Origin of the sequence: Pseudomonas segetis (assembly GCF_900188155.1) — a bacterium.
GTDB lineage: Bacteria > Pseudomonadota > Gammaproteobacteria > Pseudomonadales > Pseudomonadaceae > Aquipseudomonas > Aquipseudomonas segetis.
On record NZ_FZOG01000007.1, the window covers coordinates 13,869 to 38,774 of the forward strand.

At 57.5% G+C, this 24,906-nt stretch carries 16 protein-coding genes; 6 read left to right on the forward strand and 10 right to left on the reverse strand.

Annotated features, from left to right (window positions below; genetic code table 11):
• The first annotated feature begins 118 nt into the window (after positions 1-118).
• The 5 genes from CHB79_RS18810 (at position 119) to CHB79_RS18830 (ending at position 8,169) form a co-directional block, all read left to right on the forward strand.
• On the forward strand, positions 119-1,033 hold the full coding sequence (locus CHB79_RS18810; RefSeq protein WP_010489954.1) for a LysR family transcriptional regulator: 915 nt from the start codon (positions 119-121) through the stop codon (positions 1,031-1,033).
• 198 nt (positions 1,034-1,231) lie between these two features.
• Positions 1,232-2,479, forward strand: coding sequence for a multidrug efflux RND transporter periplasmic adaptor subunit MexE (gene mexE / locus CHB79_RS18815; protein WP_010489955.1), 1,248 nt, complete (start codon positions 1,232-1,234; stop codon positions 2,477-2,479).
• 12 nt (positions 2,480-2,491) lie between these two features.
• Positions 2,492-5,665: an efflux RND transporter permease subunit gene (locus CHB79_RS18820; RefSeq protein ID WP_089361033.1), complete on the forward strand. Its 3,174-nt coding sequence runs from the start codon at positions 2,492-2,494 to the stop codon at positions 5,663-5,665.
• Positions 5,662-7,056, forward strand: coding sequence for an efflux transporter outer membrane subunit (locus CHB79_RS18825; protein ID WP_089361034.1), 1,395 nt, complete (start codon positions 5,662-5,664; stop codon positions 7,054-7,056). Before CHB79_RS18820 ends, CHB79_RS18825 begins: the two co-directional genes overlap by 4 nt.
• 198 nt (positions 7,057-7,254) lie before the next feature.
• Complete coding sequence (locus tag CHB79_RS18830) at positions 7,255-8,169, forward strand: YeeE/YedE thiosulfate transporter family protein (RefSeq protein ID WP_342744843.1); 915 nt, start codon at positions 7,255-7,257, stop codon at positions 8,167-8,169.
• A 17-nt stretch (positions 8,170-8,186) separates the two neighbouring features.
• Here CHB79_RS18830 and CHB79_RS18835 read toward each other — a convergent pair whose 3' ends face one another.
• Positions 8,187-8,921, reverse strand: a complete 735-nt coding sequence (locus CHB79_RS18835) for an SDR family oxidoreductase (RefSeq protein ID WP_010489959.1) — start codon at positions 8,919-8,921, stop codon at positions 8,187-8,189.
• A 353-nt stretch (positions 8,922-9,274) separates the two neighbouring features.
• Between CHB79_RS18835 and CHB79_RS18840 the strand changes: the two genes are divergently transcribed.
• Entirely contained in the window at positions 9,275-10,282 is a 1,008-nt protein-coding gene (locus tag CHB79_RS18840) for a TRAP transporter substrate-binding protein (RefSeq protein WP_089361036.1), read from the forward strand.
• A gap of 55 nt (positions 10,283-10,337) precedes the next feature.
• Here the strand turns inward: CHB79_RS18840 and CHB79_RS18845 are convergent, their stop codons facing one another.
• The 9 genes from CHB79_RS18845 to CHB79_RS18885 form a co-directional block, all read right to left on the reverse strand.
• Positions 10,338-11,834 carry an efflux transporter outer membrane subunit gene (locus CHB79_RS18845; protein WP_010489961.1) on the reverse strand — a complete coding sequence of 499 codons (1,497 nt, stop codon included), beginning with the start codon at positions 11,832-11,834 and terminating at the stop codon, positions 10,338-10,340.
• A complete protein-coding gene (locus CHB79_RS18850) occupies positions 11,831-14,938 on the reverse strand; it encodes an efflux RND transporter permease subunit (protein ID WP_010489962.1) in 3,108 nt (1,035 codons plus the stop codon). Before CHB79_RS18850 ends, CHB79_RS18845 begins: the two co-directional genes overlap by 4 nt.
• A complete protein-coding gene (locus CHB79_RS18855; RefSeq protein ID WP_089361037.1) occupies positions 14,935-18,036 on the reverse strand; it encodes an MdtB/MuxB family multidrug efflux RND transporter permease subunit in 3,102 nt (1,033 codons plus the stop codon). Before CHB79_RS18855 ends, CHB79_RS18850 begins: the two co-directional genes overlap by 4 nt.
• Positions 18,033-19,268, reverse strand: a complete 1,236-nt coding sequence (locus CHB79_RS18860; RefSeq protein WP_089361038.1) for an MdtA/MuxA family multidrug efflux RND transporter periplasmic adaptor subunit — start codon at positions 19,266-19,268, stop codon at positions 18,033-18,035. The genes CHB79_RS18855 and CHB79_RS18860 overlap by 4 nt, the downstream gene beginning before the upstream one ends.
• A gap of 188 nt (positions 19,269-19,456) precedes the next feature.
• Positions 19,457-19,795, reverse strand: coding sequence for a DUF3325 domain-containing protein (locus CHB79_RS18865; RefSeq protein WP_089361039.1), 339 nt, complete (start codon positions 19,793-19,795; stop codon positions 19,457-19,459).
• Position 19,796: 1 nt separating this feature from the next.
• Positions 19,797-21,335 carry a PepSY-associated TM helix domain-containing protein gene (locus CHB79_RS18870; protein ID WP_089361040.1) on the reverse strand — a complete coding sequence of 513 codons (1,539 nt, stop codon included), beginning with the start codon at positions 21,333-21,335 and terminating at the stop codon, positions 19,797-19,799.
• The gene (locus CHB79_RS18875) at positions 21,335-21,622 is read right to left on the reverse strand and encodes an iron transporter (protein ID WP_089361041.1); all 288 of its coding nucleotides are present in this window, start codon (positions 21,620-21,622) and stop codon (positions 21,335-21,337) included. The genes CHB79_RS18870 and CHB79_RS18875 overlap by 1 nt, the downstream gene beginning before the upstream one ends.
• Entirely contained in the window at positions 21,619-22,515 is an 897-nt protein-coding gene (locus CHB79_RS18880; protein WP_141133439.1) for an alpha/beta hydrolase, read from the reverse strand. The genes CHB79_RS18875 and CHB79_RS18880 overlap by 4 nt, the downstream gene beginning before the upstream one ends.
• Before the next feature lie 92 nt (positions 22,516-22,607).
• Positions 22,608-24,836: a TonB-dependent siderophore receptor gene (locus CHB79_RS18885; protein ID WP_176443226.1), complete on the reverse strand. Its 2,229-nt coding sequence runs from the start codon at positions 24,834-24,836 to the stop codon at positions 22,608-22,610.
• Positions 24,837-24,906 lie beyond the last annotated feature (70 nt).

The following is a 24,906-nucleotide window of genomic DNA, read 5'->3' on the forward strand; positions in this document are numbered from 1 at the left end:
TTAACAGCGTGCACTAGGATCTGGTAACAAGCCTTGGCGCATTGCCGAGGTAATATGATCCGCATTACCCTGGCGCACCGTTTCGAAGCTGCGCATTTATACCTGATATGGACGACAGATGAACCGTAACGATCTTCGCCGTGTAGACCTCAATCTTCTGATCGTTTTTGAAACGCTGATGCACGAACGCAGCGTAACCCGCGCAGCAGAGAAACTGTTCCTGGGCCAGCCAGCCATCAGCGCTGCCCTCTCCCGCCTGCGCAGCTTGTTCGATGATCCGTTATTCGTGCGCACAGGTCGCAGCATGGAGCCCACGGCGCGCGCGCAAGAGATCTTTGGCCTGCTGTCGCCTGCGCTCGACTCAATTTCAACTGCGGTCAGTCGCGCAGCGGACTTCAATCCAGCCACCAGCAATGCCGTGTTCCGTATCGGTCTTTCGGATGACGTCGAGTTTGGCCTGATGCCGCCGCTGATCAAGCGCTTGCGTGCCGAAGCGCCAGGCGTGGTACTGGTGATCCGCCGGACCAACTATTTATTGATGCCAGGGCTGTTGTCGTCCGGCGAGATATCCGTCGGCGTTGCCTATACCGAAGAATTGCCGGCCAACGCCAAGCGCAAAGTCGTGCGACGCAGTAAAGCCATGCTGCTTCGTGCAGACACTGTTCCCGGCGCCCTTTCCCTTGATGACTACTGCGCCAGGCCCCATGCGCTGGTGTCTTTCGCCGGTGATCTTGGCGGCTTTGTTGATAGCGAACTGGAAAAACTCGGCCGCAAGCGTCGGGTGGTGCTGGCGGTACCGCAGTTCAATGCACTCGGACCATTGCTTAGCGGCACTGATATCGTGGCCAGCGTGCCTGACTACACCGCTGCAGTCCTGACAGCTGCCGGAGGCTTGCGTACAGAACCCTTGCCACTGGAAACCCAAACCTTTGAATTACACATGGCTTGGCGTGGCGCACAGGACAATGATCCGGCCGAGCGCTGGCTGCGCTCGCGTATCCAGATGTTTATTGGCGACCCGGACAGCCTGTAACCGGACAGCCTGCATATTGCACCAACTGCGAGCACAGCGTCTGGAAAGGGCAAGTGCCTGCACTACTATTGCCCCATTACAATAATAAGTCGCACATAATCATTTCCAATAATACTTAAATTCGCAGCGTTCGATTCGTTCCCTGATTCGTTGCGACTCACACTTCGCCCAAATATTACATCCACGGGCGGAAAAATCATGGAACAGCCAAACAACAAGATCTGGCACCTTCCACTTGCAGTACTTGCGGCAGTTATTCTCAGTGCATGTGGGAAAACCGAGGAAACCACTCAGCAGCAACATGCAGCCAAGGTCAGTGTCGCTGAAGTCATTGAACAACCTATCAACGAATGGGATGAATTTACCGGTCGGCTGGAAGCGCCAGAGTCGGTTGAAATTCGCCCGCGAGTTTCTGGATTTATTGACAAAGTCGCATTCGACGAAGGCAGCCTGGTCAAGAAAGGTGACCTGCTGTTCCAGATCGACCCGCGTCCTTTCAATGCAGAAGTCAAACGCCTGGAAGCACAACTCAACCAGGCTCGTTCGGCTTACTCCCGTGCGCGCAGTGAAGCCCAGCGTGGCGAACGCCTGCGTAAAAGCAATGCCATATCGGCTGAGCTTGCCGACGCGCGAACCAGTACTGCGCAAGAGGCCCAGGCAACAGTTGCGGGAATTGAGGCAGAGCTTGAAAACGCGCGCCTGAACCTGAGCTTTACCCGAGTAACTTCACCGATTGACGGCCGTGTCAGCCGCGCAGAAATCACGGCTGGCAACCTGGTAAATGCCAGCGAGTCGCTTCTGACCTCCGTGGTTTCAACCGACAAGGTCTATGCCTACTTTGATGCCGACGAGCAAGCCTTTCTGAAGTACGTTGAAATGGCAAAGAAATCGGGCGGCAATACCCGCGACGCCAGCCCGGTGTACCTGGGATTGTCCAACGAAGCCGGTAATCCGCACCTGGGCAAGCTGGACTTTCTGGATAACCAGGTCAACCCGCAAACCGGCACCATTCGTGGTCGCGCCGTGTTTGACAACAGCGACGGTGAATACACCCCTGGCCTCTATGTACGGCTCAAGCTGGTCGGCAGCGGTACCTATTCGGCCAAGCTGATTCAGGACGCCGCAGTCGGCACCGACCTGGGCAAGAAGTTTGTCCTGGTGCTCGGCGATGACAACACCGTCAGTTATCGCGCCATTGAACTGGGCCCCAAAGTCGAAGGCTTGCGCATTGTCCGCAGCGGACTGGAGAAAGGCGACAAAATTGTCGTCAACGGTTTGCAGCATGCAATGCCCGGTTCGACCGTAGACCCACAAAACGTAGCCATGGCCGATGAACAGACACTGGCCAAGCTCGCGCGCATCCGCAGCGCCGTTGACTCAACAGTAGACAGCGAAGTTGACATTGCTGAGCGCCCTGCTCAGCCGAACGCGTCACCTCGCGGCTAAGGGTAAAGGTTTATGAATTTCTCCCAGTTCTTTATCAAACGGCCAATTTTCGCAGCGGTTCTGTCGCTCCTGATATTGATTGCCGGTGCTATCTCGCTCTTCCAATTACCAATCAGCGAATACCCCGAAGTGGTGCCGCCAACGGTCGTGGTGCGTACCAGCTTTCCCGGCGCCAACCCCAAGGTAATTGGCGAAACCGTTGCCTCGCCACTGGAACAAGCCATCACCGGTGTCGAAGGCATGCTGTACATGTCTTCCCAGGCTACATCCGACGGCGCACTGACGCTGACCATCACCTTTGCCTTGGGCACCGATCTCGATAACGCCCAGGTTCAGGTACAAAACCGGGTCACCCGGACCATGCCAACCTTGCCGACTGAAGTTCAGCGTCTTGGGGTGACGGTCGACAAGGCCTCGCCAGATTTGACCATGGTGGTTCACCTGACCTCGCCGGATAACCGCTACGACATGCTCTATCTGTCGAACTACGCGGCACTCAACGTCAAGGATGAACTGGCCCGTCTCGACGGCGTGGGCGATGTACAACTCTTCGGCCTGGGTAACTATTCACTACGGGTATGGCTTGATCCCAATAAAGTGGCCTCGCGCAATCTGACCGCTACCGATGTGGTCAACGCCATTCGCGAACAGAATCGCCAGGTCGCTGCCGGTTCACTGGGTGCGCCACCAACCGCTGGCGATAACAGCTTCCAGCTCTCGATCAATACCCAGGGGCGCCTGGTAACCGAGGAGGAGTTCGAGAACATCATCATTCGCGCCGGTGAAAACGGCGAGATCACACGCCTCAGGGACATCGCCCGGGTTGAGCTGGGCTCCAGCAAATACGCCCTGCGCTCGCTGCTGAACAACAAGCCCGCGGTTGCCATTCCGGTGTTCCAACGCCCTGGATCGAACGCTATCGACATCTCGGATTCGGTTCGTGCACGCATGGCTGAGCTGAAGAAAAGCTTCCCGCAAGGCATGGACTACGAGATTGTCTACGACCCAACCATCTTCGTGCGCGGTTCTATCGAGGCAGTGGTACACACCCTGCTCGAAGCCATTGTGCTGGTGGTGCTGGTGGTGATCCTGTTCCTGCAAACCTGGCGCGCATCGATCATTCCGCTGGCGGCTGTGCCTGTCTCCTTGATCGGCACCTTCGCGGTGATGCACCTGTTTGGCTTCTCGCTCAATGCCTTGTCGCTGTTCGGCCTGGTGTTGGCAATTGGTATTGTGGTCGACGACGCCATCGTTGTAGTGGAAAACGTCGAACGTAATATCGGACTGGGCAAGACTCCGGTCGAGGCAACCAAGCAAGCGATGAAAGAGGTTACCGGCCCCATCATTGCGACAGCCTTGGTGCTCTGTGCGGTGTTCGTACCGACGGCCTTTATCTCCGGCTTGACGGGCCAGTTCTACCAGCAGTTTGCCTTGACCATTGCAATCTCGACGGTCATCTCCGCCTTTAACTCGCTGACCCTGTCGCCTGCCCTGGCTGCGGCGCTGCTCAAAAGCCATGACGCACCCAAGGACCGTTTCTCCCGGGTCCTGGAACGCCTGCTTGGCGGCTGGTTATTCAAGCCATTCAATCGCCTGTTCGACCGTGCCAGCAATGGCTATGTCGGGGCTGTTACCCGCATCCTGCGTGGCAGCAGCATTGCGATGCTGGTGTACGGCGGCTTGTTGGCACTGACCTATTTCGGTTTCGCCAGCACACCGACCGGTTTCGTGCCGCCGCAAGACAAACAGTACCTGGTGGCCTTTGCACAATTGCCGGATGCGGCAAGCCTTGATCGCACCGAAGCGGTTATCAAGCAGATGTCGGAGATTGCCAGTGAATACCCAGGGGTTGCCAATACGGTTGCCTTCCCTGGCCTGTCGATCAACGGTTTCACCAACAGCCCGAACAGTGGCATCGTTTTCACCACGCTCAAGTCGTTTGACCAGCGCAAGGACCCAAACTTGTCAGCGGGAGCCATCGCGGCTGCGCTAAATGCCAAGTTCGCCAATATCCAGGATGCCTATATTGCGATTTTCCCACCACCGCCAGTTCAGGGCCTGGGTACTATTGGCGGCTTCCGTGTACAAATCGAAGACAGAGGTAATCAGGGCTATGACGAGCTCTATAAGCAAGTGCAAAACGTCATCAGCAAGAGCCGTGATGTACCCGAGCTAGCCGGTTTGTTCACCAGCTACCAGGTAAACGTACCCCAGGTTGATGCCGACATTGACCGCGACAAAGCCAAGATCCACGGCGTCGCCATCAGCGATATCTTTGACACCATGCAGGTGTACCTGGGTTCGCTGTATGCCAACGATTTCAACCGCTTTGGTCGTACTTACCAGGTCAACGTGCAGGCTGATCAGCAATACCGGGTTGATGCCGACCAGATCGGTCAGCTCAAGGTGCGTAACAATCGCGGTGAAATGGTGCCCCTGTCGACTTTTATCAAGGTCAAAGACAGCTCCGGCCCCGATCGCGTGATGCATTACAACGGCTTTATTACCGCCGAAATCAATGGTAGCGCAGCGCCCGGCTACAGCTCAGGCCAAGCCGAGGCTGCGATGGAGCGCCTGCTCAAAGAGCAACTGCCAAACGGCATGAGCTATGAATGGACCGAGCTGACCTACCAACAAATCCTGGCTGGTAATACCGCGCTGTTTGTATTCCCGCTCTGCGTGCTGCTGGCGTTCCTGGTACTGGCTGCCCAGTACGAAAGCTGGAGTTTGCCGATGGCGGTGATCCTGATCGTGCCAATGACCCTGTTGTCGGCCATTACCGGGGTGATACTGACCGGAGGCGACAACAACATCTTCACCCAGATCGGTCTCATTGTACTGGTTGGACTGGCCTGTAAAAATGCGATCCTGATCGTTGAGTTTGCCAAGGAACAGCAGGAAGCCGGCATGGATCGCGTAAGTGCGGTGCTGCAAGCCTGCCGCCTGCGTCTACGGCCGATCCTGATGACCAGCTTTGCCTTCATCATGGGCGTGGTTCCGCTGGTATTCAGCTCTGGTGCGGGTGCTGAAATGCGTCATGCGATGGGGGTGGCGGTGTTCAGCGGCATGCTCGGCGTGACCTTCTTCGGCCTGCTGTTGACCCCGGTGTTCTATGTTCTGATTCGCAGTTTTGTTGAAAAACGCCAGGCAAAACGCGCACTGCGCCTGCAGGAGGCATCGGTATGAAGCTGAAGTTATTTGCACCTGCCCTGCTTGCCCTGGCCGTCTCAGCTTGCGCCGTGGGCCCAGACTTCAAGCAGCCTGAAAACACCCCGGCGCAGTTGTCCCAGTTAAGTGCCGGCAAGTACGACCAGGGGCACTTCGAAGCCTTGTGGTGGCAGCAGTTTGATGACCCAACCCTGAACCAACTGGTTAACCAGTCGTTGCAGGACAACCGTGAGCTGCGTGTCGCCTTCTCACGGCTGAAGGCAGCCCGGGCCATTCGTGACGATGTTGCCAATGACCGTCTGCCGACCATCACCAGCCGTGCCAGCAGTGACATAGGCAAGGCACAACAGCCGGATATCACCGAGGATAGAGTCAGCACCGAGCGTTATGACCTGGGCCTGGACATGGTCTGGGAGCTTGATCTGTTTGGCCGAATCCAGCGCCAACTTGAGGCCAGTGATGCGCAAATCGAAGTCGCCGAAGCCGATTACTATCAGTTGCAGGTGAGCTTGATTGCCGAGCTGGTTGATGCCTACGGCAGCTTGCGCGGCGCCCAGTTGCGCGAGCAGATTGCCCGGGAAAACTTGCACAATCAGGAGGAATCTCGGGGCATAACCGAGGATTTGCGCGACGCGGGAGTTGGTAGCGAACTGGATGTACTGCGCGCCGACGCACGTCTTGCCGCAGTTGAAGCCAGCGTGCCGAGACTGCAGGCAGAGCAAGTGCGTGCGCGCAACCGCATTGCAACCCTGCTCGGCCAGCGAGCTGATCAACTCGACATCGACCTCTCGCCACAACCCATCCCGGCAATCGCCAAGGCGCTCCCCATTGGCGATCCGACAGAGCTGCTGCGTCGACGCCCGGATATTCGTGCTGCTGAGCAAAACCTGGCTGCGGCTACCGCGAATATTGGCGTGGCCACCGCAGACCTGTTTCCCCGCGTAAGCCTCAGTGGTTTCCTTGGTTTTACCGCCGGGCGCGGTTCGCAGATTGGCTCTTCGGCAGCGCGAGCCTGGGGAGTATCGCCAAACATCACCTGGGCGGCGTTCGATCTTGGTAGTGTCAAGGCGCGGATTCGCGGGGCCGATGCAGAGGCCGAAGGCGCACTGGCACAATACGAGCAGCAGGTCTTGTTGGCCCTGGAGGAGTCCGAGAATGCCTTTAGCGATTATGCCAAGCGCCAACAGCGCTTGCTGGCACTGATCCGACAGTCAGAAGCCAGTCGTGCTGCTGCCGCGCAAGCGGCCGTGCGTTACCGCGAAGGCACTGTGGATTTTTTGGTGTTGCTCGATGCCGAACGGGAGCGCCTTGCCGCCGAAGACAGCCAGGCACTGGCTGAAGTCGAGTTGTACAGCGGCATAGTTGCAATCTACAAAACCCTGGGCGGTGGCTGGCAGCCCAACAGTTAAGTAGCAAGGCAATGTCAAAGCCCCGCACGACCAACGTCGCGGGGCTTTTTTTGGCCTGTTTATGCGCAGGCCAGGACAGGTCGTGGGCTGGCTGTATTTTAATTTGCATGCTCAAGCGTAACGAAGTGGCTTGTGCAACACTCTAAAGCTAATCCCGCGCGGCGGCATCACAAGCGCGAATTGGACAACGAGGTTGCAGTGCTAATCCCCCTTACCCTGGCATTTTTAATCGGCTGGGTCTCGCAGCGTATGGGTTTGTGCCTGGTGGCTGCCATCACCATGGCCCTGAATAAGCGGCCCACCCTGTTCGTGGCGCTTGCGTCCTGTGGCCTGTTCGGCCTTCTATTGACGCCGCTTTACCAGCAGCTAGGCGTGTCACAACCCTTTTATCAGCCAATAGCCCCTTATCATCACATTATCCTGGGTGGTTTTTTATTCGGGGTCAGTTCGGTACTCAATAACGGTTGCAGTGTAGGCACCCTGACCAAACTGGCGCGGGGCGACCTGAGCAAGGCATTCACCATTATCGGCTGGGTTGTCGGCATAGTCCTCTGGCACCACCTGAATATGGATATGACCGAAAAGAAAACCCTTGCGCCCTCGCCTTCAAGCGTCAACTACCTGCTGGCCATTGGATTGGTGATCGCCAGCCTGCTGGTGCTTGTGCGTTATCAGCGCGAGAAGCACTACGTCAGCTTGAGCATCTTGCTTGGCTTGCTCACCAGCGCCTTGTACACCTTCGAGCCGCAATGGACGCCGAGCCTGCTGTTCTACGATTTATCCAAGGCGGTGTGGATACAGCAATGGCACATTCACCCGACCAGGCTTGGTATCTTCGCCATGCTCGTGCTGGGCATGTACTGCTTCACCATTTACCGTAGAACCTTCGACTACCGGCCGATCAACCTGCTCGACTCGAGCCGCTACCTCTTTGCCGGAACCCTGATGGGGGTTGGCGCATCCATGATGTTGGGCGGTAACGACTCGCAAATCCTGTTGGTATTTCCCACGCTGCACCTGGCGACAACCCTGCCACTGATGGCTATTTGTAGCGGGATTGTCCTGAGTCTCCTGCTCAGCAAATACAGCGTCCGCCAACGACCGGCCCACTAGAACACCCGTTACGAACCTCAGGCGATACCGCCGTTGACCCTCAGGGTCTGGCCGTTGACCCAGGCTCCCTCCTCGCTGACCAGAAACGCCACTGCTGCGGCAATATCATCCGGTGTCCCAAGGCGCTCCAAGGGTGGCTGCAGGGTCAGCTTTTCGATCAGCTCATCACTCTTGCCGTTGAAGAACAAACTGGTTGCGGTCGGCCCAGGGGCAATGGCGTTGACACTGATACGGCGACCGCGCAATTCACGGGAAAATATTTGAGTGAAGACTTCAACCGCAGCCTTGGAAGCGGCATACACCGAGTAACCAGGCAACGCCATGCCAATCACGCTGGTTGAGAAGTTGACGATGCGGCCACCCTCACGCAAGCGCGTGGCGGCAAGGCGCAAGGTGTTGAACGTGCCCTGGGTGTTGATGGAAAAGATTCGCTGGTACAGCTCATCGTCGGTGTCTTTCAACGCCACCATGCCGGGCTGGATGACTCCGGCGTTGTTGACCAGAATATCGATGCCGCCGAAAGCCATCTCGGTTTGATCAAATAAGGCTTCGACCGCTACCGGGTCGGCAATGTCGGCCAACACCGCGTAGGCTTTTCCACCTGCAGCCATGATCTCGCGGACCACGTTTTCGGCATCGGCAGGGTTAGAGGCGTAGTTGACCACCACGCTGATACCGTCCTTGGCCAGGCGTTTGGCAATGGCAGCGCCAATGCCCCTGGAGGCGCCTGTGACTATCGCAACTCTTGTCATAATTATTCTCTCTAGATAATGGTTCGCCAGCGCGCCACTGCCGGTCTGAAACCCACACCATGCAAAATCCACGACTTACTTCTGTATAGCCGTGAATTCAGGGACGCGACTGACCAATCATCTGGACTTGACCTAACTAAAGATTGGCTACAAAGCCATTGCCAACCCAAAACCGGCAATAATCCGCTGATGTTTCAGGCACAGATGGCGATATATCGCCACTGGCTGAGAACTGGTTCACTGTGCTTTTTAAGAGAACATTGCCCTGGGTACGATCGGCGCAATTGGCACAGGCATTGCGATAGGAACAATGCCAACAACGCCAACACTGATAAAAAAAATAGGATTCCCACATGTTTAAGCAACTGTTTGCCGTGGCTGCCTGTGCCTTGGCGATCACTTCGACACCGGCCATTAGCGCCCAGCAGAATGGCCCGATTGTCATAAAGTTCTCGCATGTCGTCGCCGATGACACGCCCAAGGGGCAAGGGGCACTGCTGTTCAAAAAACTGGTTGAGGAGCGCTTGTCGGGCAAAGTCTCGGTTGAGGTGTACCCGAACTCGACACTCTTTGGCGATGCGGACGAAATGCAGGCGCTGAAAGACGGCAAGGTACAGATGCTTGCACCTTCGCTGGCCAAGTTCGGTAACTACACCAAACAGCTACAGGTCTATGACTTGCCCTTCTTGTTTGATGACCTTGATGCAGTCAATCGCTTTCAAAAGCGTGCAAAAGGTCGTCAACTGCTGCGCAGCATGGAAGATAAGGGCATCACCGGCCTGGCTTATTGGCACAACGGCATGAAACAGCTATCAGCCAACAAGGCCTTGTATATGCCAGCCGATGCCCGCGGCTTGAAGTTTCGTATCCAGCCATCGGATGTGCTGAGCGCGCAGTTCAACCAGTTGTCTGCCACACCGCAAGTACTGCCCTTCGCCGAGGTGTTCAAGGCATTGCAAACGGGTGAAGTACAAGGTGCTGAAAACCCCTGGTCGAATATCTACAGCAAAAAGCTCAACAGCGTTCAGCCCTACATCACCGAAACCAACCACGGGGTGCTCGACTACATGCTGGTGAGCAATCCGACCTTCTGGTACAGCATCCCACACGCCACGCGCGTGGTGCTTGAAGGCATTATTGATGAGGTCACTTATTCAGTGAATCGCCAGGCCGAGGAAGCCAACCAGGCAGACCGCAACCGCATCCTGGCGTCAGGCTCCAGCCAGATCATCACCCTGGACGACCAACAACGCCAGGCCTGGCGTGATGCAATGAAGCCGGTATGGGCGCAGTTTGAAAAAGAAATTGGTGCCGACGTGATGCAGGCCGCGCAGGTGGTAAACCGCAAATCGCGTAACTAAGCCTCAGGCAATGAACCAAGCCAGCATCGGCCCAGATGCTGGCTTGGGCCTGTGGTTAATCCAGTTTGTCATCCTGATCGGCGGGTGGCACCAATTGATCGACTGTCCAGCCGCCGCCCAGCGCCGCAATCAACTGCACACTGGCCGTCAGACGGTTGCCCAGCAGCGTTAGCGCGGTACGCTCGTTGTTCAGGGCCGTTGCCTGGACTGTAACCACGCTATTGAAGTCAACGGTACCGGCCTTGTACTGGTTCTGAATCAGGCGCAGTGACTCACGGGCCGACTCGACCGCTTGTTGCTGAACCTGCGCCTCCTGCTCCATGACCCTGAGCTGGACCAGGTAGTCTTCAACCTCACGGAAACCATCCAGCACCGACTGCCGGTACTGTGCGACAGTCTGGTCATAGACCGCTTCGGTACGTTCCACCTCGGCACTGCGCGCGCCCCCATCGAACAAGGTCATGGCCAGGCTAGGACCTATGGACCAGAAACGGTTTGGCAACTCGATCCAATCCGCAAAACTGCTGCCCCGATAACCACCACTGGCGGAAATGGTCAGGTCCGGATACCAGGCGGCTTCGGCTATGCCAATATCGGCATTGGCGGAAATCACCCGGCGCTCGGCTGCTGCGATATCAGGCCTGCGCTCAAGCAGCTGCGAAGGCAAGGCCACAGGTATTTGCGGGAGCTGAGGCAGCTGCTCACGTGGGGCAATGCTCAACTCGGCAGGCGAAACCCCGACCAGCACCGCAATGGCATGCTCCAGCTGCGCACGCTGCCACTTCAGGTCAATTGCCTGTGCCTCGGTGCTTTTCAATTGAGTACGGGCCTGGCTGACATCGGACTTCGGCACTATACCGGCCCTGTACTGGTTTTCTGTCAACTTCAACGAACGGGCATAGGCATCCACGGTAGCGTCCAGCAAGCGCTGCTGGTCATCGAGCACGCGTAATTGCAGGTAGCTCTGGGCCAACTCGGATTGATAGCTCAGCTTGGCAGCCGCCAGATCACCGGCACTGGCTTCGAAACCGGCCTTGCTCGACTCCAGCGAACGGCGCAGCTTGCCCCAGATATCCAGCTCCCAGGACGCATTGAGGCTCAAGTCGTAGTTCTTGGTGATGGTCGAGCGCGATCCGCCGCTGGAGATCACGTCAGAGGTGGTGACCACGTTCTGGCCGCCACCCTGACCGGAGCGCGTGACACCGGCATTGGTCGACAACGAGGGGTAAAACGCTGCGCGCGCGCCCCTGACCAGTGCCCGGGCCTGACGGTATTGCGCCTCGGCGGCGGCGAGGTTCTGGTTCGACACATTGAGGCGTCCGACCAGATCGTTCAACTCGGCATCACCGTAGAGCTCCCACCAGGCACCACGTTCCAGGGCATCGCTGGGCACGGCGGCTTTCCAGCCGGCTACTTGCTTGAATTGGGCCGGGGTGTTGATTTCGGGGCGCTTGTAGTCCGGGCCGACCGCACAGGCACTCAAGGCGATACTCAGCGCAAGCAGGCTGAGCAGGCGCGTACCACGGGCTTTTGCAAGGTTTGCAGTAATCATAATGGTGTATCCAGGGCTGCATCGGTGCGCACGCCACGCCAGCGGTTTACCCGGTGGCGCAGGCGGTCGAAATAAAGGTAGATAACCGGTGTGGTGTAGAGGGTCAGCAACTGGCTCAGGATCAAGCCGCCGACAATGGTAATGCCCAAAGGCTTGCGCATTTCCGAGCCTTCGGCGCTGCTCAGTACCAGTGGCAGTGCGCCAAGGATGGCCGCAAGCGTGGTCATCATGATCGGCCGGAAACGCAGCAGGCAGGCTTGGCGGATCGACTCGAAAGGACTCATGCTCTGCTGGCGCTCAAGCTGCAAGGCCAGGTCAATCATTAGGATCGCGTTTTTCTTCACCACCCCGATCAGCAGGAACAAGCCCAGCAAGGAGATCAGGCTGAACTCGGTATTGAGCAACTCAAGTGCCAACAGTGCGCCCACCCCGGCTGAGGGCAAGGTGGAAAGAATGGTAAAGGGGTGCACATAACTTTCGTAAAGCACGCCCAGGACGATATACACCACCACCAGGGCCAGCAGGATCATCAGGGGTTGATTGTCCTGGGTTTTCTGGAAGGCGGCGCCTGTGCCGCTCATCATGCCCTGCACTTCAGTGGGCAGGTTGAGTCTGGCCACCGCGTTATCTATCGCCTTGGTGGCCTGATCGAGGCTGACACCTTCTGCCAACGAGAAACCGATATTCTCCGAGGCAAATTGCCCCTGGTGGTTAACCCGATCCTCTTCAAGGCTGCGTCCCCAATGGGCAAAGGTCGACAGCGGCACCCGATCACCGTTGGCAGTAATCAGCTTGATCTGGTCCAGCGACTCAGGATGCTCGGCGTATTTTTTATCGACCTCCATGACCACGCTGTATTGGTTGAGCGTGTCGTAGATGGTCGATACCTGGCGCTGGCTGTAGGCGTTGTTAAGCACGCTGGTCACCATTGCCATGTCCACGCCAAAGCGCTTGGCCATGTCGCGATCGACCTGCAGGCTGATCTGTTGCGCGCCTTCGTTTTCCTTGGCGTCGATATCGGTCAGCTCGGGCAAAGCACGCAGCGCCTCGCGCACCTTGGGCATCCACTCGCGCAGTTGGTCCAGGTCACCCGACAGCAGCATGTATTCGTTATCCGAGCTGCGCCCTTGCCTGCCACCGATTTGCAGGTCTTGGTCCGGCATCAGGAACAGCCGGCCACCGGCGACCTTGGGCACTTCCTTGCGCAGGCGGTTAATCACATCCTGGGCAGAAATCTTGCGCTCGGTTATGGGTTTGAGACGCACGATGATAAAGGCATTATTGATCCCCCCTGCTCCGCCTACGAAACCGGCAACGCTATCGACCGCTGGGTCCTTGAGCAGTGCCCGGCGGTAGGTTTCCATTTTGGGCTGCATCACCTGGAAGGACAAACCATCGTCGCCGCGTACAAAGCCAATCAACTGGCCAGTGTCCTGCTGTGGCAAGAAGGTCTTGGGCACTATGATAAAGAGCACGATATTCAAGGCGATGGTGGCGAACAAACTCAGCAGCATCAGCAGTGAGTGACGCAGAGCCCAGTCCAGGCTGCGTTTGTAGCCGCGCAAAATCATCGCGCCAAAGCGTTCCAGTTGTTGCTGCAAGCGGCCATGGGGGCGCAGTTGATCTTCGGCCTTGAGCCAACGTGCGCAAAGCATCGGCGTCAGCGTCAAGGACACCAGCAAGGAGATAATGATCGACACCGCCAAGGTGATCGAAAACTCACGGAACAGGCTCTCGACCAGGCCGCCCATGAATAGAATCGAGACAAATACCGCCACCAGCGACAGGTTCATCGCCAGCAAGGTGAAGCCAACTTCCTTGGCTCCCTTGAATGATGCAGCCATGGGTGTTTCGCCAGCCTCGATATGCCGGGAGATGTTCTCCAGCACCACGATTGCATCGTCGACCACCAGGCCCGTGGCCAGAATCAAGGCCATCAGTGACAGGTTATTCAGGGAGAACCCGAGCAGGTACATGGCGGCAAATGTGCCGACCAGCGACACGGGCACCGCCAGCGCCGGGATCATCGAGGCACGCCAGCGACCCAGAAAGCCATAGACCACCAAAATGACCAAGGCCACGGCGATCAACAAGGTACGCTCGGCTTCGTGCAAGGTGGCGCGAATGACCGGTGAACGGTCCATTGCCACCTGCAGATCAACAGTTGCCGGAATCACCGCGCGTAGCGCTGGCAACTGCTCGCGAATACTGGCAATGGTTTCGATGATATTGGCCCCGGTCTGGCGGTTGACCACCACCAATACAGCGCTTTGGTCGTTATAGAACCCGCTGTTGTAGCGATCCTCGACGCCATCGGTGACCTTGGCGATATCACTCAGGCGCACCACTGAACCATCCTGGTAACGAATGATCATCGGTTTGTAGTCGGCGGCCTTCTCCAACTGATCACTGGCCTGGATCTGCCAGTGATTGCTGGCATCTTCGACCGCACCCTTGGGCCGTTTGGCGTTGGCATTGGTGATGGCCTGGCGCACATCATCCAGGGCGATGCCGTATTGATCCAGCATGCGCGGCTGCAAGGAGACCCGCACGGCAGGCAGTGAGCTGCCGCCAATCTGCACTTCACCGACACCGGTGACCTGCGACAGTTTTTGCGCAATGACCGATGAAGCCACATCGTAGAGTTCACCCTTGGTCAACACATCGGATGACAGCGCAAGCACCATGACCGGCGCTTGCGAGGGGTTGATCTTGCGATAGGTCGGCATGCTGCGCATGCCACTGGGCAGCAAGTCGCGGGAGGCATTGATAGCGGCCTGGACTTCCCGTGCAGCGGCATTGATATCACGGTCAAGCTCGAACTCGATCATGATGCGCGTGCTGCCCTGGCTGCTGCGGCTGTTCATCTGGCTGATGCCGGCGATGGTACCCAGCGAGCGCTCGAGTGGCGTGGCCACGCTCGAGGCCATGATCTGCGGGCTGGCGCCTGGCAATGTGGCGTCGACCGTGATTACCGGGAAATCCATATCCGGTAATGGCGATACGGCCAGCAATCCATAGCTGACCGCACCGAGCAGGATCACCGCCAGGCTCAGGAGCAGCGTTGCCACCGGACGACGGATAAAAGGCGCTGAAAGGTTCATCGCTTGACCAGAATCCCTGCGGCGCTACGCCCGGTTGCACGACGGGCCAGGCGGTCGAAGTACAGGTAGATCACCGGCGTGGTAAACAAGGTCAATAACTGGCTGACCAACAGGCCACCAACCATGACCAGGCCCAGCGGCTGGCGCAACTCTGCGCCGGAACCTGTCGCCAGCATCAGTGGCACAGCGCCAAAGAGCGCAGCCAGCGTGGTCATCAGGATGGGCCGGAAACGCAACAACGCCGCTTGATAAATGGCCGCCTCTGGCGCCATGCCCTGGTTGCGCTCAGCGTCGAGGGCAAAGTCGATCATCATGATTGCGTTTTTCTTGACGATACCAATCAACAGGATGATGCCGATGATTGCGATCAGCCCCAGGTCATTGCCGGTCAGCAACAAGGCCAGCAAGGCGCCTACCCCCGCCGACGGCAGGGTCGAGAGAATGGTGATCGGGTGAATGTAGCTCTCGTACAGTACGCCAAGGACGATGTACATGGTCACAACTGCCGCCAGGATCAGCAGCAAGGTGCTCGACAGCGACGCACGGAACGCCTGGGCGGCGCCCTGGAACTCGGTCTGGATACCGGCAGGCAAGCCGATGTCCTGTTGCGCTTGTTGAATCACATCCACCGCATCGCCCAAGGCAACGCCGGATGCGAGGTTGAATGACAAGGTCGCCGCTGGAAACTGGCCAATATGGTTTATCAGCAAACTCGCAGCGCGCTGCTCCACATGGGCAAGATCGGACAGCGGGACTTGTTTGCCTTCAGCGGTGGCAACGTGGATCTGGCGCAGCGCTGCCGGGCCAATGCTGCCCGCATTCTGGCTCTCCAGGACCACGCGGTATTGGTTGGCCTGGGTATAAATGGTCGAAATCTGGCGCTGGCCAAATGCGTCGTACAAGGCATCATCGATGTCGGCGACCTTGACCCCGAGGCGCCCGGCAATATCGCGGTCGATGTCCAGGTAAACCTGCAAGCCACGGTTTTGCAGATCGCTGGCAACATCGGTCAACTCGGGCTGTTGTTGCAGGCGAGCCACCAGTTTAGGCACCCACTCTTCAAGCAGCTTGAGGTCAGGCGACTCCATGCTGAACTGGTATTGCGTGCGGCTGACGCGGTCTTCGATCGACAAGTCCTGCACCGGCTGCAAGTACAGCTGGATACCGCTGAGCTTGGCCAGCTCTGGGCGTAAGCGATCAATCACTTCGCTGGCGGTCACATCCCGCTCGCTGTGTGGCTTGAGGTTGATCAGCATGCGCCCGCTGTTGAGCGTCGGGTTATCGCCATCGACACCGATATAGGACGACAGGCTACTCACTGCAGGGTCCTTGAGCACCACTTCGGCGAGCCGTTGCTGGCGTTCGCTCATGGCGCTGAAGGAGATCGATTGCGGCGCCTCGGAAATGCCCTGGATCACGCCGGTATCCTGCACCGGGAAGAAGCCCTTGGGCACAGCCAGGTACAGGACCACGGTCAGCGCCAATGTACCAATGGCGACCAACAAGGTCAGTGGCTGGCGCTTGAGCACCCATTGCAACCAGATCCCGTAATGATGGATAAGCCGATCAATCCAGGCGCCGCTGGCCTTGTAGAAGCCGGATTGCTCCTCGGGTTTTGGCTCGCGCTTGAGCAGGCGCGCACACATCATCGGCGTGAGGGTCAGGGAAATCACCAGCGAGATCAGAATCGCCACGGCCAGGGTGATGGCAAACTCACGGAACAAGCGCCCCACCACATCGGCCATGAATAGCAGCGGGATCAATACCGCAATCAGCGAAATGGTCAGCGAGACCAGGGTAAAGCCAATCTGCTTGGCGCCTTTGAGTGCGGCATTGAAGGGTGTCTCGCCCTCTTCAATGTGCCGCGCAATATTCTCCAGCATGACAATGGCGTCATCGACCACGAAGCCGGTGGCAATGGTCAACGCCATCAATGTCAGGTTGTTGATGGTGAAGCCCGCCAGATACATGATGCCGAAGCTGCCAATCAGCGACAGCGGCACCACGATAGAAGGAATGATGGTCGCCGACAGCCGGCGCAGGAACAGGAACGTAACCAACACCACCAGGGCGATTGCCATCATCATTTCGTGCTGCACATCGCTGACCGCGGCGCGAATGGTTTGCGTGCGATCGGTAAGTACCTTTACATCAACGCTGGCAGGCAAGCCTTCAGTGAGGTTGGGCAGCAGGGTCTGGATGCGATCGACCACATCGATCACATTGGCACCCGGCTGGCGTTGAACGTTGACCAGGATGGTTTTATTGAGGTTGGCCCAGGCGGCAAGTCGCTGGTTTTCAGCGCCATCGACAATGGTGGCAACGTCCTTCAGGCGCAAGGTTGCACCTTGGCTGTAGTTAATAATCAACTGGCGGTATTGGTCCACCGATACCAACTGGTCGTTGGCATCGAGCTGCGAAACGCGCGTCGGGCCATCGAAGTTGCCCTTGGGCTGGTTGACGTTGCTGGCGGTTATCAGCGTACGGATATCCGCCAGGTTCAAGCCGTAGGCAGCCAGCGCCTCGGGATTGACCCGGATGCGCACGGCTGGGCGTTGGCCACCGGCCAACGAGACCAGGCCGACGCCACTGGTTTGCGCCAGTTTTTGCGCCAGGCGGGTATCTACCAGGTCATTGATTTCAGGAAGCGGCAGGGTTTTCGAGCTCACAGCCAGGGTCATCACCGGTGTATCGGCCGGATTGACCTTGCTGTACACCGGCGGTGCGGGCAAATCATTGGGCAGCAGGTTGGTCGCGCCGTTGATCGCCGCCTGGACTTCCTGCTCGGCAACATCAAGCTCGATCTCAAGGTTAAAGCGCAAGGTGATGACCGACGCACCGCCCGAGCTGGTCGACGACATCTGCTTTAGGCCGGCCATCTGCCCGAACTGACGCTCCAAAGGTGCGGTTACCGCGCTGGTCATTACATCGGGGCTGGCCCCTGGATAAAGAGTCATGACCCTGATAGTCGGGTAATCCACCTCGGGCAAGGCGGAGACCGGCAGCAAACGATAAGCGATGATCCCACTCAGGAAAATCGCCACCATGATCAGCGTTGTCGCGACCGGGCGCAGGATGAACAGGCGAGAAACATTCATGCTTTGCGCTTCGACTGACCATCGGTTTCGGTGGCTAGCGGCACCGGTGCAGACTCTGGCTCAGGGGCGAAGCCTGTACCCAGCACCTCGACCTTGTTGCCGTCGCGCAAACGGTCGGTGCCTTCAAGCACCACGCGTTCACCGACGCTGACGCCCTTCTCGATCAGGGTCGTCTCGCCATTACTTGGGCCAACCTCCACCGGGCGGATGCTGATCTTGTCTTCTTTGTCGACGATATACACAAAGGGGCCATTGGAACCAAACTGCAACGCCGCAGCTGGAATGACATCGACGTTTTTCCGGATTTCGACGCGCAGGCGCACATTGACGAACTGATTGGGATAAAGCATTTCGTCGGCGTTGGCAAAGCGGGCCTTGAGCTTGACCGTGCCGGTGGCGGTATCGATCAGGTTGTCCAGGGTTTCGAGTTGGCCTTCGGCCAAGCGATTCTTCTCACTGCGATCCCAGGCCTCGACCAGAAGGGTTTCACCCGCGCGATAGTGCTTCAATACTGCGGGCAGCTCGGCCTCTGGCAAGGTGAACATCACCGCAATGGGCGTGGTTTCGGTAATCACCACCAGCGGCAATTCATCACCCGAACTCACCAGGTTACCGATATCGACCTGGCGCAGGCCCAGGCGACCACTGATGGGCGCACGCACCTGAGTGAAATCCAGATTGAGCTTGGCTTCAGCAACGGCGGCCTGATTGGACTTGACCGTGCCGCGATACTGATTGACCAAGGCCAGTTGGGTGTCGAGGGTCTGCTTGGCAATCGAATCCTCGGCATACAGCCCTTTGTAGCGCGCCAGGTCGATCTCGGCGTTTTTCAACTGTGCCTGATTCTCCAACAACGCACCCTGGGCCTGTTGCAAGGCAACCTGATACGGCCGCGGATCAATCACGGCCAATAAATCCCCTGCCTTGACCCGCTGGCCATCGGTAAACATCAGCTTCATCAACTCACCATCAACGCGGCCACGCACATTGACGGTGTTATAGGCGGTCACCGTGCCGAGGGCTTTCAATTCGATGGGAAAGTCTGCTGCCTCAACCTCGGCCACTCGCACTGGAACCGGGCCCATGTCACCAAAGCGCTGGTTACCGACGTTTTCTGGTTTCGCTGGCCAGAAAAACCAGACCATGGCGGCGATTACTACCAAGAGAACCAGGCCGATCAACCATTGGCGGGAGGCTTTTGCGGGGGTCAGGGTGTTGTTTGAATCAGGCATGTCTCAGATCACTTCCTTGGGGAAGCTGAACGATAAGCACTCTTAGGGCCTAAGCAAAGCCTCTTTACCAGCTATTTACTCAAGGTCTGTTGCAGTTTGTGCCAAGCACTGCCAAATCTGCAGTTCAGGACCCGTTCTAGAGCGCTACAAATGAGCCGGCACTTGGCCGGCAGACTGTCGCCAGGGGCTCAAGCCAGCAAGGCCCAGGCAAGCATCCAAACCGGTGCGCCAATCACTGGTAATAGCAGCGCCAGTCGTGGCCTGTACGGAAGGCTCATCACCAACAATAAACCTGCCAGGCTGACCTGCCCCAGCCAGCCAATGGGCCCCATTGCCCAGCCCCAGCTTGATACACAGGCCATAAAGCCCGAGCCAAGCAGCAGCCAACCGGCAACTCGCAAAGTCCGACAGAAATAGGATTGAGGCTCATGCTTCCAGACATTTTTATAGTGCCTTGGTAGCCCCATGCAAAGGGCCGACATGGCGCAATACACCAGAAGCAGACCGGCAAAGAAATTGATCAGCATTTTATTGCACCTGTGCCACGGTTTGGGATTGACGACGCGGCGCAACCCGAGCTTTCGACTGGCCTGTACGCCAGGCACAAAAGGCCCACAAGGCGCCGCAGGCTATGGCCGTGAGTTCAACGTAAAGTCGGATAGATTCTGCCCAGGGGTTTTCCAGGGTCATGCTGCTGAGCAGCGGCAAGAGCAAGCACATTAATGCAGCCAGACCCAACTGCTCACGCCACGCCTGGATATACGGACGGCAACAGGCATGCACCAGGCTCAACAGCCAAATGGCAAAGAACACCCTCACCTCCACACCGCCACGTCCTGAAAGCTCGACTGGCAGCAAGCGATTTGCCCAAAGGTAGCCCACACAGGCAAGACCCAAGCCCGCGATAACAGCCACATTCAGCCGCTCCGCAACGTGATAGAGCCTGGCTGCAATGGGGCCTTCGGCATCATGGCGGCGCCGACGCTTGACGGTAAACAAAACCAGGCCGGTGGCAATCATTGCGCAGCTGGCAAAACTGCAAAGAAAGTACAGCCAGCGCATCGGGTAGCCGCCGAACTGAGCAAAATGCAAACCAGCGATCACCCTCTGGCTCAAAATGGCGCCACTGTTAGATTCCGGCTGCCTTATTACCGCGCCGCTCACGCCATCGAAGACCATGCTCTTGCCCTTGGTCAGCTCGATTCTATTGCCCAGCACCGGCCGCGCTTCAATCCTGGCATCGCTACGCCCAGGGTTGCTGACAGACAGCGAACCGATTTCACCCATCACCCGCTCTGCCTCGGCCAATACCGGGCCGATCGCGGTCAACTGGGCAGGCGTTACAGCAGCCACATCAGCGACACCCCTGTGCTCATGCTGACCGCGACCAAAAGCAGCCTGACGATCGCCATCGAACAGGGCATCAACTGCGGCAGGCATATAAATAAGCGAGAAAATCACCAGCCCGGTGTAAGTGATCATCAAGTGAAACGGCAACACCAGCACGCCAGTGGCGTTATGCGCATCCAACCATGAACGCTGACCTTTACCCGGCCGGAACGTAAAAAATTCTTTGAAGAACTTTTTATGGATGATCAGGCTACTAAACAGCGCAACCAACATACCAATGGCGGCAAAGCCCACCAGCCAGATCCCAATATTGCGTGGCATATTGAGGGTGAAGTGGAAGCGGAAAAAGTGTCCGCCACCGGCCGTGTCACGCACGGCCACCGGCTCACCTGTTGCCGGATCCAGATATTGCCGTGGCCCGCCTCTGCGCTGCTCGCCAGAAGAGATCGTAAGGTCGGGTGAGCGCTCGGTAGGCAAGCCGATATTCCAGGCCGAGGCATCTCCATATCTGGCCTGCAGGTAGGCCATGGCTCGCTGCGCCGCCTTGGTTTGATCGACTTTATGCGCGGGCGCCTCAGGACGCATCCAGACATCGATTTCCTTGTCGAATACAGCCAAGGTCCCGGTGAGGAAAATAGCGAACAACAACCAGCCAAATACCAGCCCAACCCAGGTATGCAGCCACGACATGGATTGCGTGAGCGATTGAGTCTTCATCACCAGGCCCTCATCAGTTGCGGCCAGAACCCAATTAGCAGCAGTGCAGCGCTGGCCACTAATAGACCGCTCCACACCAGCCGCACTCGCGCGCAGGCGAAGGCCCAGAGAATCACCAATGGGTAAACCACAAAGGCTGGCCAGGTTGCGATTGTCATTGCTGCACGCGGCTCGCCGGGTAGCAGCTGCGCCAATGCGGCGGTGAATGCGTAGGTAAACAGGTAGCCGGCGAATATCGCAGCGATGATCCGTGACAGCGCCGACCAGCTAAATACTTGAGTTTTCATTGTGCAAGGGGCTCCGTTGCGACCTTCAACGCCCATGGAATCGACGCGGGCAGCATCGGGCCATGGCCTAGCCCGGGCAGTTGTTGGTAGCCAAGCTGCAAGCCCGGGAAGGCTGCTAAGCGCTTGAGCATTTTGGGCACTGCATCAGCCCCCACTGCGCGCATCGCCGCCGCGCGCTCCTTGGGCACTTCCCGGCCCTTGTGTGCCTGCCCTTCCAGCTCGCCATGCAGGATCAGCAGTTGCGCTTGAACATCAGCAGGCAGCTGTTTTTCAATTTCCATAATCAAGCCCGACTGCCACCACAGCGACGGACTGGCGGCGATGTAACGATTAAAACTCTGTGGCTTGGTAAACAGGGTGTTGAGCACGAACAAGCCACCAAACGAATGCCCCCAAATACTTTGCCGCTGGTTATCCAGTTGATATTTGGCCTCTACATGCGGCTTGATCTGGGTTTCAATCAGTTGCAGAAATGCAGATGCCCCGCCCGCCATGCGCCCCTGAAAAACCAGGGGCTGGCCTGTTTGTGGCGCGGGGGTATAGTCGAGCGTACGCGCTGGCGCATTGATCACCCGCTCGCCGGCATAGCCAACCATGACCAACAACGGCGTCTCAGGCAAAGCGCGAAACCACTGATCCTCGAGGGCGGCCATTGCGGCGTTGCCGTCGAGCATATACAACACCGGGTAACCCGAAGTTGGCGCTGCTTGCTTGGGGATTGCCAGATAGACCCGGTAGTGGCGCTGGCCATCTGCGGAAGGCAGGTCGAAATGTTTAAAGGTGTAAAAATCCGAACCCCGCTCAATCAGGGTCTCGCCCATAACGCGGGCCAAATCGGGTTTGGCCTGCGCCATCCAGGGCAGAAGGGATAACAACAGCAACAGATATTTCATTACAGCCAGGTCCTCGCGCAAAGCAAAGAACTCCGCCAGGGACACTGGCGGAGTGAAAGCCGCTTGTTAAGACAGCCAAAGGAGTATCGAAATCAGAAGTTCGCCGTCACCGAAGCGAAGTAAGAACGGCCCGGTTCGTTGTAGGTATTGGCACCCTCACCGCCGGAGTTGGCCTCGCGCTTGAGCTCTTTGTCGAACAGGTTGTTTATGCCGGTGGAGAAACTCCAGGTTTCGTCCAGCTCATAGTTGCCGGTCAGGCCAAATACGCTGTAGCTGCCACGGGTTCTCAGCTCATCGCCAGTGGCTTGCGCACCAGTGGAGGTCAGTTTGCGCGGCTCCTGTTTGCCGTAATGACTCATATTGAAGGACAGATCCAGGCTGTCGGTGACCGCCCAATCGAGCATCGAGTTGATGGTGTATTCGGGAATAATCGACAAGGGTTCGTTGGTCGATTTATTGGTGTTTTCAATCATGTAGGTGAAGTTGTTGTTCCAACTGAGGATTTCGCCTTCATTACCCAGCAGCGGGATATTCAAACTGCCTTCCCAACCGGCAACCACCGCCTTGGGGGCATTTTCCCATTGGAAAACCCGGCCATTGCTGGTGGTTTGAGCAACCTGGTCAAGACCTGCGGTGATCTTGTCTTTGTAGTCGTTGTGGAAATAGGTAATCCCGGCGTTCCAGCCCGCCTTGTCATAGACGATGCCAATTTCCTTGTTGATGCTGGTTTCGGCATCCAGGTCATCGTTGCCCTGTATATAGCAACCAGCGCCCAGGCTCGGGGCATCAACCGGGCAACCGTTGCCACGGGTGTAGTACAGGTAATTGGTGTTGGACTGATACAGGTTGGGTGCCTTGAACGCCTTGGCGACACCCCCTTTCAGCGATATGGCATCGGTAATTTTGTAGGTGGTGTTGAGGCTTGGGCTCCAGTTACCGCCGAACTGGCTGTGATGATCAAAGCGCAGGCCTGGAGTCAGAATCCAGGCATCGGTCAGCTCGATATTGTCTTCGGCAAACACTGCATAATTGTCGGCATCGGCCTTGCCCGAGCGCACACCTGTGTCGGTACCCGGCACAGCACCGCCACTGCTGGTGCTTTGGGTCATCGAATAGGGATCATCCAATTCGTCGCGGGTAAGCTCCGTGCCCAGCGTCAGTACCTGCGGCCGGCCGATTTGCAGCGGCATATTCACCTCGCCCGCCAGGCGATAGGCTTTAAGTTCGGATGTCGAGCGGTCGTCAGAGGTGGTGATACTGCCTTCTGGACCACCGGCCAGGCCTTCATTGAGGCGGCGATTACGGGTGTTCTCGTAGGAAGCCACCACTTGCGATGTCCCGAAGTCCCAGTCGCCTCGGTGGGTGACCGATGCGGTTTCGCGGTACATGACGTTGGTTTCCTTGCCGTCACCGGCAAGCTGGCTGATCAACTCGGTACCATTGATGCTGACAGCCCGGTCACCGGCATAGATATTGCCCTGACGGCTAAACCCGCCTTCAAATTCGAGCACTTGTTGTGGGTCCAGATCCCAGCGCAGCAGGCCATTCACATCTTTATTGCGTACCCCTTCGCGACCGGCTGGCGGCGTTGCGGTTGGACTGGCGGCGTAATCTTCATTGAGCGACAGATCATCGGCATCTGTCTTGTTGAAGTTGCCATACAGGCGATATGACAAGGCTTCGACTATAGGCCCGGCCATATTGAAGTTGATGCGTTTGGTCATCCCCTCGGCATCGTTCTCGGGCAAGTTGGTGTAGGCCGTTACCTGGCCGCTGTGCTCCAGCGTTGGGGCTTTGGTGATGATATTGACCACGCCACCCGCCGCACCAGAACCGTAACGCGCCGCTGCCGGCCCGCGCAGCACCTCGATGCGCTCGACCGCTGAAGCAGGAACCCAGTTGCTGTCGCCACGGGTATTGCGCTCGCCACTACGCCCCATGCGCACCGAGTTACGTGAGCTGACAGGCTTGCCGTCAATCAGGATCAGGGTGTTTTCCGGCCCCATGCCACGAATGTCAATCTGACGGTTATTGCCATACTGGCCAGTCGCGCTATTGCCGGTCAGGTTGACCCCTGGCATCTTGCGGATGATATCGGAGAGATCGTTGACCGGCGGGCGCTTCTTGATGTCTTCAGCAGTGATGATCGAAACACCTGGAGCCTGTTTCAGCTCCTCTTCGGCAGTACCCAGTACATAAGCATCCTGCAGCTGTACAGTGCCCTTTGCATTGTTTTCTGAATCAGCAGCAAATCCAACCTGCGGACTACTGATGGCCAATAAAGCCAATGTCAGGTGATTCAATCTTGAGGGGTACCGCATCAACATCTCTCCTTGCCTGCAAATAAGTGCGACTAGCTGAGCTTGTAACAGTCAATACCGTAAGGCTCAG

Bases quoted from the DNA above. Each gene is read 5' to 3' on its own strand.
- mexE (WP_010489955.1), top strand. From the start codon at position 1,232: ATGGAACAGCCAAACAACAAGATCTGGCACCTTCCACTTGCAGTACTT.
- CHB79_RS18845 (WP_010489961.1), bottom strand. From the start codon at position 11,834: ATGATTACTGCAAACCTTGCAAAAGCCCGTGGTACGCGCCTGCTCAGC.
- CHB79_RS18850 (WP_010489962.1), bottom strand. From the start codon at position 14,938: ATGAACCTTTCAGCGCCTTTTATCCGTCGTCCGGTGGCAACGCTGCTC.
- CHB79_RS18860 (WP_089361038.1), bottom strand. From the start codon at position 19,268: ATGCCTGATTCAAACAACACCCTGACCCCCGCAAAAGCCTCCCGCCAA.
- CHB79_RS18880 (WP_141133439.1), bottom strand. From the start codon at position 22,515: ATGAAATATCTGTTGCTGTTGTTATCCCTTCTGCCCTGGATGGCGCAG.
- CHB79_RS18865 (WP_089361039.1), bottom strand. From the start codon at position 19,795: ATGCTGATCAATTTCTTTGCCGGTCTGCTTCTGGTGTATTGCGCCATG.
- CHB79_RS18840 (WP_089361036.1), top strand. From the start codon at position 9,275: ATGTTTAAGCAACTGTTTGCCGTGGCTGCCTGTGCCTTGGCGATCACT.
- CHB79_RS18820 (WP_089361033.1), top strand. From the start codon at position 2,492: ATGAATTTCTCCCAGTTCTTTATCAAACGGCCAATTTTCGCAGCGGTT.
- CHB79_RS18825 (WP_089361034.1), top strand. From the start codon at position 5,662: ATGAAGCTGAAGTTATTTGCACCTGCCCTGCTTGCCCTGGCCGTCTCA.
- CHB79_RS18835 (WP_010489959.1), bottom strand. From the start codon at position 8,921: ATGACAAGAGTTGCGATAGTCACAGGCGCCTCCAGGGGCATTGGCGCT.
- CHB79_RS18875 (WP_089361041.1), bottom strand. From the start codon at position 21,622: ATGAAAACTCAAGTATTTAGCTGGTCGGCGCTGTCACGGATCATCGCT.
- CHB79_RS18885 (WP_176443226.1), bottom strand. From the start codon at position 24,836: ATGCGGTACCCCTCAAGATTGAATCACCTGACATTGGCTTTATTGGCC.
- CHB79_RS18810 (WP_010489954.1), top strand. From the start codon at position 119: ATGAACCGTAACGATCTTCGCCGTGTAGACCTCAATCTTCTGATCGTT.
- CHB79_RS18855 (WP_089361037.1), bottom strand. From the start codon at position 18,036: ATGAATGTTTCTCGCCTGTTCATCCTGCGCCCGGTCGCGACAACGCTG.
- CHB79_RS18870 (WP_089361040.1), bottom strand. From the start codon at position 21,335: ATGAAGACTCAATCGCTCACGCAATCCATGTCGTGGCTGCATACCTGG.